Annotated in this window: 8 protein-coding genes; 1 reads left to right on the top strand and 7 read right to left on the bottom strand. The window is 71.1% G+C overall.

All coding sequences use genetic code 11. From position 1 onward, the window contains the following. Positions 1-23: 23 nt before the first annotated feature. Positions 24-764 carry a hypothetical protein gene (locus ACR4XJ_RS00905; protein WP_434753439.1) on the top strand — a complete coding sequence of 247 codons (741 nt, stop codon included), beginning with the start codon at positions 24-26 and terminating at the stop codon, positions 762-764. 517 nt (positions 765-1,281) lie between these two features. Here the strand turns inward: ACR4XJ_RS00905 and ACR4XJ_RS00900 are convergent. The 7 genes from ACR4XJ_RS00900 to ACR4XJ_RS00870 form a co-directional block, all read right to left on the bottom strand. Further along, on the bottom strand, positions 1,282-2,640 hold the full coding sequence (locus tag ACR4XJ_RS00900) for an RtcB family protein (protein ID WP_434753438.1): 1,359 nt from the start codon (positions 2,638-2,640) through the stop codon (positions 1,282-1,284). A 123-nt stretch (positions 2,641-2,763) separates the two neighbouring features. Continuing rightward, positions 2,764-3,279 (bottom strand): siroheme decarboxylase subunit alpha, encoded by a 516-nt coding sequence (gene ahbA, locus ACR4XJ_RS00895; protein WP_434753437.1) that lies wholly within the window; start codon positions 3,277-3,279, stop codon positions 2,764-2,766. A gap of 10 nt (positions 3,280-3,289) precedes the next feature. After that, positions 3,290-4,513, bottom strand: coding sequence for a heme b synthase (ahbD, locus tag ACR4XJ_RS00890; RefSeq protein ID WP_434753436.1), 1,224 nt, complete (start codon positions 4,511-4,513; stop codon positions 3,290-3,292). Position 4,514: 1 nt separating this feature from the next. Beyond that, positions 4,515-5,516, bottom strand: a complete 1,002-nt coding sequence (hemB, locus tag ACR4XJ_RS00885; protein ID WP_434753435.1) for a porphobilinogen synthase — start codon at positions 5,514-5,516, stop codon at positions 4,515-4,517. A gap of 109 nt (positions 5,517-5,625) precedes the next feature. Further along, positions 5,626-6,807 (bottom strand): 12,18-didecarboxysiroheme deacetylase, encoded by a 1,182-nt coding sequence (gene ahbC, locus ACR4XJ_RS00880; protein ID WP_434753434.1) that lies wholly within the window; start codon positions 6,805-6,807, stop codon positions 5,626-5,628. A 220-nt stretch (positions 6,808-7,027) separates the two neighbouring features. Then, on the bottom strand, positions 7,028-12,229 hold the full coding sequence (locus ACR4XJ_RS00875) for a translocation/assembly module TamB domain-containing protein (RefSeq protein WP_434753433.1): 5,202 nt from the start codon (positions 12,227-12,229) through the stop codon (positions 7,028-7,030). Continuing rightward, positions 12,229-14,484: an autotransporter assembly complex protein TamA gene (locus tag ACR4XJ_RS00870; RefSeq protein WP_434753432.1), complete on the bottom strand. Its 2,256-nt coding sequence runs from the start codon at positions 14,482-14,484 to the stop codon at positions 12,229-12,231. Before ACR4XJ_RS00870 ends, ACR4XJ_RS00875 begins: the two co-directional genes overlap by 1 nt. Between the last annotated feature and the right edge of the window lie 377 nt (positions 14,485-14,861).

The raw sequence follows: 14,861 nt of genomic DNA, 5'->3' as shown, positions 1-14,861 counted from the left end.
TCTTCCGATATCAGGAGGCTGCAATGTCTGACGAAGGTCGCAGAGTGTTCAAGATGGAAACCGTTCTCGGCCTGGTCGCCGGGAAAGCCGGTGCCGACGTGTCCGACCTGCTGGGCTACCTTGCCCAGCGCGCCCTGGCCACCGAAGAGGAAGCCGCCGTGGCCCCCATGGCCAAGGGCTGGCTGTACAGCCAGAACCCCGCGTTCATGCAGTGCGGCGAAGCCGAAGGCAACTACGACGACTGGGTGAAGAAGCAATGTGGCCGCCTTGGCGACAACGTGTCCCTTCAGCCCATTTCCGCCGCCGAACTGGCCGGCATCAGCGTGGTGCTGGACAAGATCGCGGCCCTGAAGGCCACCGTGGCCGAACAGGAAGACGCCATCGCCGGACTTGAAGCCCAGGTGAAGGAACTGACCCCCTTCAAGGGACAGGCCGCCGACCTCGAGAAGAAGCTCGGCCAGTCCGAGCAGAAGGTGCAGGGCCTGAACGGCGACATCGCCAACCTGAAGAAGGAACTGGCTCCCTTCAACGGCAAGGTGGCCATTGACGAGAAGGAAATCGAGTCCAGCGTGAAGGACATCGTTTCCCGCGCCGTCAAGGACGCCCTGAAGGCCTTGCCCGTGGCCGCCGCCGGTGCCGCTGCCGCCGAGGGTGGCGACGCTGCCGCCGGGTTCGATGCGCCCGCCGAAGACACCAGCGGCGGCGTGCCCGATACCTTCGGTTTCGGCGCTTCCGGCGCCAGCGACGACGGTTTCGGTTTCTAGCCGCTACGCGGCTTGATGTGAGAAGAGAGCGCCCGGCCGTATGGCTGGGCGCTTTTGCGTTTGGGGGCGAGGAGGGGGAAGGGGAGGAAGAGGGGCGCGTGCGCTGATGGGGACGGTTTCTACGAAGACAGTCCTGCCTCCCCGGTCACCCTCGATTTCGTTATGCCTCCGGCGGGCAAGGGGCCGCAAAGCGGCGGCCCCTTGCATCCCCGCGCTCCAGGGGGGCTTCGCCTCCCCTGGACCCCCGGGGTATCATGCACCGCATTCTTCACCGGGCAGCTTCCCTCGGCCAAAGCGCCTTCGGGTAATCTTCCCGGCGGAATGCGATGTGCGCATGACTCTCGCTGGCATGGCGAACCGAGGGTGCCACCATCTGAACCCCCGCCGCGACGCATGTGCCGCCGCCAAGGCGCGGCGTCACACGCTTCTACGCGCGGCACCTTTCCTTCGGGCGTTGCGTATGATGCCGCGCTTTCTAACCCGCGATTGTTTTGCACGTAGCAATGTTTGGTTCCCATCATCCCTTCAGCACCACCAGGGGGCGGAAGTGGTCGATGACGCGCACCAGCACGCCGTCTTGTGCGGCCAGCACTTCGGCGATGGGCTTGTAGGCGTCCGGGGCTTCGTCCAGCACGCCCTTGTCGGCGCGGCAGACGATGCCGCGCATCTGCGACCGGAACCGTTCCAGCGGGATGGTGCGCTGCGCCTCGTTGCGGGACATGCGGCGGCCCGCGCCGTGCGAGGCCGAGGACAGGTATTCGGCGTTGCCCAGCCCTTCGGTGACGTATACCCCGTCGCGCTGGTTGGCGGGGATGACGCCGGGCTGGCCCGCGTCCGCCGGGGTGGCGCCCTTGCGGTGCAGCACCAGCGGCGCGCCGGAAGGGCCGGGCTGGTCCCCGGGCTGGTTCAGGACCACGGCGTGGTTGTGGTTCTCGTTGATCATCCGGCCCAGCAGCATGGCGATTTCGTGCTCGGAAAGGGGAGGCTGGCCGGAAGCCGCCGGGCTTGCGGCGCGGCTTCCCTTGTGCGGAACCAGTTGCCGCTGCACATCGGCCAGGGCGCGCAAGGCGTGCTCCAGCATCAGGCGGCGGTTGAGCAGGGCGTAGTCCAGCGCCCAGTCCATGTCCTGCCGGTAGGCGCGCCCCAGCCGTGAATCCAGCGGAAACAGCCGCCCCTGCTTCATGTACCACGCGCCGATGTCCCAGCCGGAGCGGCGCGAGCCGGAATGCACGGTGACGCCGATTTCCCCCCGGCGGTTCACGCCCACTTCGAGGAAATGGTTCCCCCCGCCAAGGGTGGCCAACTGGATGGATTGGCGCGCGTTGACCGCGCCGGTCAGCTGCGTGTCGCCGCTGGCGCTTTCGAAGCTCGGCAGATCGTAGTCGCCGGGAGCGCGGGTGGCCGTGCCCACCGGAATGGCCAGGCGCAGCCGGTCGAACAGCAGGCGGCGCGCGGCCTCGTCGGGCAGCACTTCGTCGGCGGGCAGGCCAGTGTTCACGTGGCACATGCCGCAGCCGATGTCGTAGCCCACGAAGCTGGGGCTGATGTGCCCGTCCAGCAGGGCCACCCCGCCGATGCACAGGTCGTAGCCCGCGTGGGCGTCGGGCATGACGGACAGATGCACCATGCAGGGCAGGGCCAGCGCGCTTTCGATCTGGTCCCAGGTGGCGGCGTCGAGGCGGTCGGGCGGGATGGTCAGGGACAGGCGCGGCGGCGCGTGGGGCACGCCGGTGCAGGTGGCGTAGGCCATGCGGTCGTCTGGAGCCTGGCGGGCCGCGCCGGATGTGCGCCGCTTGCCGCGTTCCCGGCGGGAATCGTCGGCGGGTGGCTGTGCGCCCCGCTTGCCGGTGTGTTTGCTGTGTGTCTTGCGTCCCATGCCCCATCCATAGGGCAGGCGACGCGGGCGGGCAAGCCGGGCAAACCGTACGGCATGAAAAGGCCCCGGACTGGTCATGCAGGTCCGGGGCCTTGGTCTGGAACAGCGGCGCATTCTTGCGGGCTACTCGCCCATCTGGAAATCCACCTTGATCTTGTACAGCTTCGTCGCGGGCAGGTTCAGGATGGGGATGCCGGTCTTTTCGGTGATCTCGGCCAGGGTGGCGCACACGCTGTCCCACGAGGGGCCGATGCAGGTGAACCAGATGTTGTATTCGTGGTCGCGCAGGTAGTTGTGGGTGACCCCCACGTGGCCGTTCACCTCGGCCACGAAGCTGTCCATGGCCTCCGCGGGCACCTTGGCCGCGCACAGCGTGGAGCGGAAGCCCAGCTTGGCCGACTGGAAGTTGGCCCCCAGGCGGCGGATAAGCCTGCGCTCGCGCATGGCGCGCACGCGGGCCAGCGCTTCCGCCTCGGTGATGGCGCATTTCTCGCCGATGACGGCGTAGGGGCGCGATTCCAGCGGAAAGTCCGACTGGATGACGTCCAGGATGCGCTTGTCGATCTGGTCGAGCGTGTCAGCGGGAGCGGCAGTGCCAGTGTCTGGGGCAGTGCAGCTTTCGGCGTGGGATGCGGTCATGATGCCTCCGTCAGCGGCACGCGCCGGTGCGCCGGGGGGTGTACGAGCACAGCGGTTCCTCGGCCATGTGGTCGCCGCTCATGTTGTAGGCGCGCGCGCGGCAGCCGCCGCACACCTTGTGGTATTCGCACGGGCCGCACTTGCCGGTGTAGGCGTCTTGGTCGCGGAACTGCTTGAAATGGTGCGTGTTGCGCCAGATTTCGGGGAAGGGCGTCTCGTGCACGTTGCCGCAGTCCAGTTCCAGGTAGCCGCACGGCTGCACCTGTCCCACGTGGCTGATGAAGCAGAACCCGATGCCCCCGAGGCAGCCGCGCGTCAGGGCGTCCATGCCGAAGGTGTCGGGCGTGACCGCCACGCCCTCTTCCTTGGCCCGCTGGCGCATGATGCGGTAGTAGTGCGGCGCGCAGGTGGCCTTAAGGTGCATGGAGGTGGTCTTGCGGAAGTCGTAGAACCAGTTCAGCACGTCCTCGTATTCCGTGGCCGAGATGACCTGGTCGCCAAGGCCCGCCGCGCGCCCGGTGGGCACCAGCAGGAAGATGTGCCACGCCGCCGCGCCGATGCGCTCGCACAGTCTGAAGATGTCCTTGAAGCTGCCGAGGTTGTCGCGGGTGACGGTGGTGTTGATCTGGAACTCGATGCCCGCCTGCTTCAGGTATTCGATGCCCCGCAGGGAGGCGTCGAACGCGCCGGGCACGCCCCGGAAGGCGTCGTGGCTGGCGGCGTCCGGCCCGTCGATGGAAATGGAGCAGCGCTGCACGCCCGCTTCCTTCATCATGCGGGCCGTTTCCGGCGTGATCAGGGTGCCGTTGGGCGACATGACGCAGCGCAGGCCGATGCCGGTGGCGTACGCGATGAGTTCGTACACGTCGGGCCGCATCATGGGGTCGCCCCCGGTGAAGATGATGATGGGGTTGCCCACCTGCGGAAAGGTGTCGATGAGGGCCTTGGCCTCTTCGGTGGAGAACTCGCCGGGGTAGGGCTCCTCGTGCGCTTCGGCCCGGCAGTGCTTGCAGGCCAGGTTGCACGAGCGGGTCACCTCCCACGCGATGAGCTTGCAGGTGGGGGTGCCGTCGGGCAGGGTGCGCGGCATCTGCGGCGCGCCTACTCCGGAAGGATGGCCGGAAGGATGACCGCCGCCGGGATGGCCTCCCGGCTGTCCGCCCTGCGGGCTGGCCGGATGTCCACCAGGATGTCCGGCCTTGCGTTCGTCGCCGGGGTGTTGCGGATGGCTCATGCTAGTTCACCAGCCCTTTGCGCAGCAGGTCTTCGGTAAAGTAGGTGATGATCAGCCCGGCCCCGGCGCGCTTGATGCCCAGCAGCGATTCCATGACCACGGCGTCCTCGTTGATCCAGCCGTTCAGCCCGGCCGCGCGGATCATGGCGTATTCGCCGCTCACCTGATAGGCGGCCACGGGCACGTCGAAGCGGTCGCGCACGTCGCGGATGATGTCCAGGTACGGCCCGGCGGGCTTGACGATGAGCATGTCCGCGCCCTCGGCTATGTCGGCCGCCGCCTCGCGCATGGCCTCCACCCGGTTGGCGGGGTCCATCTGGTAGGTCTTGCGGTCGCCGAACCGGGGGGTGGATTCCGCCGCCTCGCGGAACGGGCCGTAGAAGCTGGAAGCGTACTTCACCGCGTACGACATGACCGGAATGTGGGTGAACCCGTTCTGGTCCAGCGCCCGGCGGATGGCCTGCACCCGGCCGTCCATCATGTCCGAGGGGGCCACCATGTCGGCCCCGGCCTCGGCGTGGCTCACGGCGGTCTTGGCCAGCAGCGACAGGGTGGGGTCGTTGTGCACCTCGCCCGAGGTGTCGCCCTGGCGCACCAGGCCGCAGTGGCCGTGGTCGGTGTATTCGCACAGACACACGTCCGTGCACACCACCAGGTTCGGCCAGCGCTTCTTCAGCAGGCGCACGGCCTGCTGCACGACGCCGTCCTTGTTGTAGGCCTCGCTGCCGCGATAGTCCTTCTCTTTCGGGATGCCGAACAGGATGCAGCTGCGCAGGCCCGTGGCCACGGCGGCTTCCACCTGCTTTTCCAGTTCCTGCAACGAAAGCTGGTACTGGCCGGGCATGGCCCCGATTTCCTTGCGGAAGGCGGGGTCGTCGGTTTCCACCACGAAGTAGGCCATCATCAGGTCGGCCGGGCGCAGCGCGGTTTCGCGCACGATCTCGCGCAGGGCGGCGGTGCGGCGCAGTCTGCGCCCCCGGAAGAAGTCCCCGAATTCGGACATGCCGTCTCCTGGAGTAGGCAGGTTGAAACGCTTGGCGTGGCGTGCGCCCGGACGGCACAGGGCCGTCCGGGCGCCGTCATGGCAGGTATGGTTCCGGCGCGGGGCGTGCCTACGCGCGGATTTCGTCGTCGGTCAGGTAGCAGGCGGGGTCCTGGGCCCAGACGTCGCCGTAGTAGGCTTCGGCGCGGGCGCGGAAGTTGCCGCCGCAGATGTTCAGGAAGCGGCAGGTGGCGCAGCGGCCGCCCACGTACTGCTTCTTGTCCTTCAGCTTGTGCAGCAGTTCGATGTTCGGGTCGTCCCAGATCTGCGAGAAGGGGCGTTCCAGGACGTTGCCCATCACGTGCTGGCGCCAGAACTGGTCGGGGTGCACCTTGCCGTCCCACGAGATGCAGCCGATGCCGCGCCCGGAGCTGTTGCCCTCGTTGTACTGGAGCAGTTCGAACACCTCGGCGGCGCGCTTGGGGTCTTCCTTCAGCATGCGCATCCACACGTAGGGGCCGTCGGCGTGGTTGTCCACGGTCAGCACTTCCTTGTGCAGCCCGGCGTCGAACAGTTCGCGCGTCTTGTCCATGAGCAGGTCGACCATGGCGCGGGTTTCGGCGTGGTCCAGGTCTTCCTTGATCAGTTCGGAGCCGCGGCCGGAGTACACCAGGTGGTAGAAGCAGATGCGCGGCACTTCAAGGTCGCGCAGCAGCTGGAACAGCTTGGGCACCTCGCCCTGGTTGCGCTTGTTGATGGTGAAGCGCAGGCCCACCTTCAGCCCTTCGGCCTTGCAGTTCTCGATGCCTTCCAGCGCGCGGCGGAACGAGCCGGGCACGGCGCGGAACCTGTCGTGCACCTCTTCGCCGCCGTCCAGCGAAATGCCGACGTAGGACAGGCCCACTTCCTTCAGTTCGCGGGCCTTCTGCTTGGTGATCAGGGTGCCGTTGGTGGAGATGACCGCCCGCATGCCGCGCGAGGTGGCGTGCTTGGCCAGTTCCACCAAGTCCTGGCGCACCAGCGGTTCGCCGCCGGAAAAGAGCATCACCGGCGCGCCGTAGGCGGCGAGATCGTCGATGATGGCCTTGCCCTGTTCGGTGGAGATTTCGTCCTTGCCGTCGGGGTCGATGGCCTGGGCGTAACAGTGCACGCACTTCAGATTGCAACGGCGGGTCATGTTCCAGACCACCACCGGTTTCTTGTCCTTGGAGAACTGGAGCAGGTGGGAGGGAAGCTGGCCCGAATGGCGCCCGTAGCGAAGGGCGTCGGAGGGCTCGACCTGACCACAGTAAAGCTTGGAGATGCCGATCATTCTCACTCCTGTTGGCTGGCCGCCGGACGCGCTGGCAAGAGAGAGGCCCCGGCCTTCTGGCACGGGGCGTAGCGCGGCGGGCTGGCACCGGAAAAACGTCCTCACGCCCTAGCATAATTCGTGACGGAGGGAAAGCAACCCCGGCGCGGCGGGCATTGCGGCGCAACGGTCCGGAGCGGCGCGCGCGGACGGGGGCCGGGGCGGGCGCAAGGGTGCGGGGTCAGTAGTCCTTTTTCCACATGATGCCGAGTTCGCTCGACGTGGGTGAACTGCGGCCTTCCAGGTTCAGGCGGGGCAACAGCTCCACTTCCACCCGCGCGCCGGTGGTGCCCGGTTCCGCGCCCTGCTCCACGCCCACGTACACGTTGTCCAGCAGGTACTTGCCCGCCTCCAGCGTGGGGTGGGCCTGCTCGGCGCTGCCGGATGCGGCGGTTCCGGACAGGGACGGGTCGCGCGGGGTCGTGGCGGCGCGCTGGCGGGCCGGGTCCGACGAGCCTACCCGCAGCACGTCCACTCCCAGGGTGCGCCGCACCGAGGTCAGCACGTCGAAGTCGCCGCCCGCGCCGGACAGGGTGCGCAGGGCGTTGGCGGCCTGCAACGCCTCGAACCGGCTGAGTTCGGTCAGCGGCTTGCCGAACAACACGTAGCTCATCACCTCGTCCTGGGGCAGGGCGGGCGTGCTGGACAGGGAAAGGGCCGGGCGGCGGGCCGTGCCGCCCACGTGGGCCACGGCGGTGACCGCCGAGCCCTCGTTGGTCAGGTCCAGGTCCAGCGCCGGGTTGGGCGGCCGTTCGCCGGTGAAGGCGATGCTGCCGCGCGACAGGCTGAAGGGTTTGGCCAACAGGTCGAACCGGCCGCGCACCGGAGACAGCGCGCCCACCAGCGCCGGGGACGCGGCGGGGCCGGAAACGCGCAGGTCGCCCTTCCATTCGCTGTCCAGCCCGCGCCCCCGGATGAAGAACCGTTGCGGCACCACGATGCGCAGGTCCAGCTGCGGGCCGGGAGGGGGCGTGGACGGGGCGGCTGCCGTGGCGGCGGCAGGGGTGGAAGCGGACGGCGGGGAGGCGGCCTTTTCGGTCACGTCCTCAGTGACGTCAAGGGTGGTGACGCCGCCGCCCAGCCCGCGCAGCAGACGCAGTTCGCCCTCGGGCACGGTGATGTCCGCCCGCACCAGCGGCGCGTTGAGCGGGCCGGTGACCTCCACCCCGCCGGACAGCGTCAGCGACAGGTCGTCGCGGTGCAGGGGGCTGAGGCGCAGCAATTGGCCGCGCAGGTCGATGCGCGGGGTAAGGTCGCGGAAGGCGTGGTCGTGCGGGCCGGAGGAATCGGGCGAAGTGGACGGGGGGGCCGGGGGCGGCGAGAGCCGTCCTTCCAGGGCCGCCGCGCCGCCGCGCCCGTCGCCCAGCCGGGCGCGTACGGACAGGGCGCCGTCGTCCTCGCGCCGGGCGTCCATCTGGATGTCCGCCAGCAGCACGCCGGACACCAGGTCTTCGTAACGGCCGCCGCACAGGAAGGCATCCGCCGCCACGCGAGGCGTGCCGAGCGGGCCGCGCAACGAGGCGGTCAGGCCGCCCGTGCCGGTCAGGCGGCGGTCGGCCAGCGGCACGAAGCGCCATACCGGGGCCACGGGGCCGCGCCAGCGGATGTCCGCCGCCATGTCGCCCGCAAGGTCCGGACCGGGCAGGCCCGCCGTGAAACGCAGGGGCAGGGTGACGGCCGCTTCGGCCACGTCGGCCTGCAAGCCTTCGGCGGACAGGGTGGCGCGCAGCAGCCCGACGTCGGGTGGGGTGGCGGAACCGCTGCGCGTTGGTCCGTTGCGGGCGGGGCCGTCGGATTCGATGGTTCCGGGTTTGATGGAGCCTGTCAGGCGGAAGGCGGCGGGCGTCTGGCCGGGGTCGGGGTAGGCCACGTCCTCGGCCTCCAGCCGGAACTGGCCGGAGCCGGAATTCCCCTGCCCGCGCAACGACGCGGAACCGGAAATGCGTCCCTCCGGCAGCGGCAGGTCGGCGGCCAGACGCAGCACGCGCAGTGGCACGCCGGTCAGGGCGGCGTCCAGCATGACGTTCCGGGCGTCGTCGTCGCCGTGCAGGTCCAGGGAAATATCCAGGGCGCCGGTGGCGCCCGTGGAGCCAGAAGAGCCAGAAGAGCCAGAAGAGCCGGGAGAGTCGGAAGGGGTAGTGGAGGCGGACGCCGCCGGACGTTCGTTGCGGCCATCGCGCCGGGTAGCCGGTGCCTCCGGCGGCGTGGCGGCCAGCGCCAGATGCAGGCCGTCCACCCGCACCCCGTCGACCAGTTGGATGTCCGCCGGGCGGGTCAGGTTCACCCGCGCGCCGTGGTCCGTATCCGAGAGGTGCAGGGTGTCCAGCCGCAGGGTTTGCGTGGCGGCGTCGTACCCGCCCCCCACGTTGGCCGTGCTGCGCCCGCGCAGGGCCAGCGAGAAGGCCGCGCCGGACGTGGGCGCGCCGCTGTTCCCCATGTCCAGCGTGGCGTTGGCGGCATCCCAGGCCAGCCCGGCCGCCGTGCCGGGTCCGGTGCGCAGGCGGGCCGCGACGCGTGGGGTCGCCCCGTCCTGTATGTCCCGCATGTCCTGCATGTTCAGGGTCAGGGACAGGGTGTCGAGCGTGGCCGCGCCGCCGATGGCGAGGCGGTCCGCCGTGGCCTCCGCGTGCAGCGGCGTGGCGGCCCCCCCGGCAGCGGCGAGGGCAGGGAGGGGGTTTCCGTCCCCCAGCCGCACCCGCAGCCGGGCCTCGCCGCCGGACAACGCCGTGCCCGCCGCGCGGGAGAGCGCGGACCAGTCGGCCACGGCCAGGTCGGCGGTGCCGGACAGGGTGGGGCCGGACAGGGTGGGACCGGACAGGACAGGCGCGGTGGCCGCATCACGTGCATTCCGTATATCGCGCCACGATGCGGCAAGGGATGCCAGCCCGCGCAGGCCCACCCCCTCGGCGCGGGTGAGATCCACGCGCGCGTCGCGCCGCTCTTCACCCCGTTCGCCGCGCTGCTCCAGCCGCCAGTGGGCGTCCACGGCCAGCGGCGCGCCCAGGGCGTCGGCGGCGGAAATGTTCAGGCTGCCCCGGCCGGACAACGGGGGGGCAAGGGGCTCGGCGGGCTGCGCATTCCCGGCGGGGTGGGAGGCGGCCACGGGTAGGTTCAGGTCCGCATCCAGCCGGGCCGCCAGCCCGCGCACTCCGCCTGTGGGCAGGGCAAGAGACGGCAGGGCGGCAGACAGGCGTACCTTGAGGGCGGCCAGCATGCCCCTGGCGTCGAGATCGAGGGTCAGGGTGTCCTCGCCGCCGCTGGCGGCCCGCGCGGGTGTGCCCTTTGCCTGCTGCCCGTCGGAGGCCAGCAGGCCGTTCACGCCGGTCACGGCCAGCCGGGCCGTGGCGTCGAGCGGGGACGCGCCGGTGACGGGCGGCAGCAGCGGGTATTCCGCGCCGTCGCGGGTGTTGGGGGCGGTAAGGTCGGCCGTGAGCTTGCCGGAGAGGTTGCCCCCGGCAAGCTCGCGCAGTTCCAGCCGCAGGGGGGCTGCGTAGCCGCCGCTGGCCCGCGCGGACAGGACGGGCGATGCGCCCAGCAGGTGCTGAAGCTGGGGGGAATGCCAGCGCAACCCTTCACCACGGCCACTCAGCGTCAGGTTCAGGCCGGGGGTGGCGTCGGTGGGCGTGGTCCCCGGAACGGGCGGCAGGCGCAGGTCCAGGTCCGCCTCCAGCCGCGCGTTGCCCGCCAGCAGGGGGGGCGGGGTGGCGGGGGCGGGCGGCGTCAGCAGCGCCAGCAGGCCGGGAAGGTCCGGCAGTCCGGCCGCAAGGGTGGCCGTAGCCTGCCGGGTGGCGGCATCCCACGCGCCCCCTCCGGTCAGGAGGGTCAGGATGGTAAGCGGGGCGGCGTCCCCGCCGTGCCTGCCCGCATCGCTGGTCCCGTCCTTGGCTGCCGGGGCGGCTGCCGGATCGGCGGCCAGACCGGCGGCAAGCCGCAGGCCGTCCAATGCCAGCCGCTGGCCGGTGCGGTGCAGGGTGCCGTCCATGTTCACGGCAATATCCGCGTGCGCAACCGCCGCCACACCGCCCAGGTCAACCCGGCCGCGCAGGGCCAGCGCGTCCCCGTCCGGCCCGCTCAGGCGGCCCTGCACCGTCAGTGCGGCCTCGGCCGTGCGCAGGGGGGCATCGGGCAGCAGGGCGGCCGCGTCGTGCAGCCGTGCCCGCACGCTGGCGCGCAGGTCCATGGGGGCGGCAGAGGCCGTTCCGGCGGGGGCATGCAGCGCGCCGTCGGCAAGTTCCAGGCTCCATGCGTCGCCATCCAGCGCCAGCAGGGGGATGTCCAGCGTCATGCCGTCGCGCCCGTGCCTGCCGGAGGTCTGCGCCCGCAGGGTCAGGCCCGCGTTCGGCGAGTCGGGCGAATCTGGCATACCGGAGGAACCCGCCCACCGGCGCAGTTCCGCCGGGGCGTCCGCACCGGCCCGTGCGGTCAGGCGCAGGTCGGCCCGCCAGACGGAATCCTTCCGGCCCGCCAGCCATGCGGCGATGCCCGGGGCGCTGGCGTCCAGTTCCGCGTCGGCCTCGCCGTCCAGCCGCAGCAGGTCGCCCGCCGAGGCCGCCAGCCAGCCGTGCCACCGGCCGCCGCTGCCCCGCCCGGACAGGCGCAGGCCATAGGCGGGCAGGTCCGGCTGGCCCGCAAGGCAGCCCAGCAGGCCGCCCGCGTCCTCGCCGCCGGTGACGTCCAGTTGCAGGTCGCCGCTGCTGGCGGTGTAGGACAGGGCAAGGGCCAGGCCGCCGTCAGCGGGCACGGGTTCGCGGTCCAGTTGCAGCCGGGCGGACACGGCCCCCACGGGGGCGTCCAGCGCGCCGCGCAGCGAAAAGGCCAGTTGGCGGCCTAGCAGTTCCGCGCCCAGCACGGCGTGCTGTACGGCCAGTTCCCCCAGCCGCACCCGCACCGGCAGGGCCAGCGGGTCGAATGCCGCTCCGTCGTCCGGTTCCGGTTCTCCGCTGCCCGGCATTTCCGGCATCCGTTCCCAGCGGGGGGATGCCACGCGCACCAGTTCCACGTCCAGCGTGCCGCGCAGCAGGGCCAGCGGGCGCAGGCGGATTTCCGCCTCGTCCACGTGCAGCCAGGGGCCGCGCCCGTCGGCCAGGGTCAGGTTGCGCAGCAGCAGCCGTTGCGGCAGGGGGCCTTCCAGCCCGTCCAGCGTGGCGGTGATGCTCGCCGCCGCCAGCAGACGCACTGCCTGTGCCGCCAGCCACGCCTCACCGGGGGCGCTGCGCAGGAAGGCCGCCCCGGCCCCCAGCGCCAGCAGCAGGACCGCCAGCGCCGCCAGCGTCGCGAGCCCCAGGGTGCGCCACGGCCGCCGCGTCCGGCGTTCCCCTTCGGGGGGCACGGGCGGCGTCGGCGATGCGGTGCCGGGGCCGGTATGGCGGTGCGGGTCGGTCATCAGAAGCTCTGCCCGATGCTGATGTAGAATTGCAGGGGCGCGTCGTCCTCGCGCGGGTTCAGCGGGGTGGCCACGTCGAAGCGCAGCGGCCCGGCCACGGTGTAGTAGCGCACCCCGATGCCCGCACCCCAGCGCATGGCGTCGCCGAAGCGGGGCGTTTCCTGTTCGTAGACGTTGCCGCCGTCCAGAAAGGGCACGATGCCCAGGGTTTCCGAAATGCGGTAGCGCAGTTCGAAGCTGGCCTCTCCGAACGAGGAGCCGCCGATGGGGTCGCCGTCCTCGCGCGGGCCCAGCGACTGGTAGGCGTAGCCGCGCACCGAGCCGCCCCCGCCGCCGTAGAAGCGGATGGAGCCGGGCACCGCCCCGCTGGATGCCCCGGACAGGGAACCGGCGGCGGCGCTGGCGGCCAGCACCAGCCGTCCGTCGGGACCGTCCGGCTCACCGGCGGGCGGGGTTCCGCCGCCGTCCCGGCCATCCGGACCGTCCTGCCCGGCCCGGTCCGCCCTGCCGCGCAGCAGCACGTGGTAGGCGCTGACGTCCAGCCGCGACCGCACCACATTGAACGGTTCGCCGTACACCCCGGTGTAGGGGGTGACGGAAAGTTCGGCCCGCGTGCCGCGCGTGGGGTCCAGCAGGTCGTCGGCGCCGTCGCGGCGCAAGAAGAGCGGCAGCCCCCACATGGTGTACGAGCGTTCCGGCCCGTTGGCGTCCTCGATGCGGCCCCCTTCGGTGGAAACGCCCGCCCCGGCCCGCCAGCCGGGGGCCAGGTCGCGCGCGAGGCCCACCGAGGCGAAGGCCGCCTGCTGGTCGTAGGCGTCGGAGGTTTCGTTGCGCACCCAGCTTTCGGCCAGCAGTTCCTGGTCGGGCCGCAGGAAGGACGGCTTGCGGAAGCTGGCCTTGCCCTCCTGCCGCTTGTCCCAGACGGGCAGTTCCAGGCGCAGCCGTTCCCCTTCGCCCAGCAGGTTGCGGTGCTCCCAGAAGGCCAGCACGCCGGGGCCAAGGGTGGAATCGTAGCGCAGGCCGCCGCCCACGGTGCGGTGCGGCCCTTCGGTCACCTCCGTCCGCACCGGACTGGTGTAGGCGGCGCCGGGCCCATCGGGGGGCGTGTCGGCGGACGTGCCGGAATCCGCCATGGGCACGGCGTCCGCGCTGACCGAACTGAACAGCCCGGTGGCGCGCAGCCGTTCGCGGTAGCGTTCCACCGCCTGTTGGTCCCAGGGCTGGCCGGGCTGCCAGTCGGCCATGGATTCCAGCCATTCCGGCCGCACCGAGCGCGTGCCGAGCACCTGCGGCGGCCCCATGAGGGTGGGCTGCCCCGCCTCCACGTCCACGGCGGCGTCCAGGGTGCGCGCGGCGTGGTCCACCTCGTACCGGGCGGACGCCACCCGCGCGAACGGGTAGCCCATGTCACGCAGGGCGGCGGGCACGCGGTCCACGGCGTCCAGCACGGCGTCGGACGCGGCGGGCGCGCCGGGGGCCAGGCCCACGTCGGCCAGGGTGCGCGGCGGCGCGGTGGCGGGTTCCGCGGCGGGGGGCTGCATCCTGTCGATGATGCGGATGCGCGTGACGCCCACCACGTAGCGCGGGCCGGGGCGCAGTTCCAGCCGCACGGCCACGGGCGACGCGGCGACGTCGATGCTGCCTTGGGCCGTGCCCGCGTAATACCCGTGGGCGCGCAACACCTTTTCCGCCTCCTGCTCGTCCGCCAGCATGCGGCGGTGCAGGCCGGTCAGGCTGTCGGGCGGAGTGTCGGCCAGACGGTGCAGCAGGCTGGCGTCGCGCACGCCGTCCAGCAGGGCCTGATCGTCGGCGCTGGGGGATGGGGACGTGTCGTCGCCGGGCGGGGCGATGACGAAGGATACCCGGTAGGCCACCTTGTGCACGGACTGGTCCGCGTTTGCGTCAGGGGGTGTTCCGGGAGGGGAGCCCGGAATTCGGGAAGCGGCCATGTCGGTGGGGCTGGGGCACAGGTCCGGCGGGGTGCGCGGCGGGGTGATGGCGCCGAAGGCGCGGGTTGCCGCATCGTCGGCGTGCGCGGCATCACGCGGGAGAGCAGACCCGGCGGGTCCGCCCGTGCCGGATTCGTCAGCCAGGGCGGAAGGGCCGGGTATTCCGGAAGCGGTGTGAGCGTCGTTGCGGGTGGCCGCGCAGCCCGCCAGCGTCAGGGTCAGCAGGGCCAGCAGCGCCAGCGCCGACAGAAGCGGTACGAGGCGGAACCACCGCGCCACGGCGGCGCAAGGACGAATGCACGGCATGCCGCAGGATAGCGGCTGGGCGGCGATTTGACAACGTGAGCCGGACGGCGGCGCAAACGTTGCGGGGCGGCCATGGCAGCCACCCCGCGAACATGGGCGATGGCAGGCGGGGGAACCTTGGGGTTGTTTCTAACTTAGGATTTTCGTTCGTTGGCAAGGAAAACGAGCCTGCCATGAGGGAGTGCCTCAGCCGTTAGGCGAGCGCGCAGCGCGAGTCTTACGGATGAGGACCGCAGAGCGCGGCAGCCGTTAGGCGAGCTTGCGAGCCTTACGGATGGCGACCGCAACGCATACTCTTATCGTATTCGACCGAGCCTTAGCCGTTGGTGAGCGAAGCGAACCTTACGGATAAGGACAGCAGAGCCATGGCAGGCGAA

Origin of the sequence: Nitratidesulfovibrio sp. D1 (assembly GCF_051133415.1) — a bacterium.
Lineage (GTDB): Bacteria > Desulfobacterota > Desulfovibrionia > Desulfovibrionales > Desulfovibrionaceae > Cupidesulfovibrio.
This window is presented reverse-complemented; position numbering and strand designations above follow the sequence as displayed.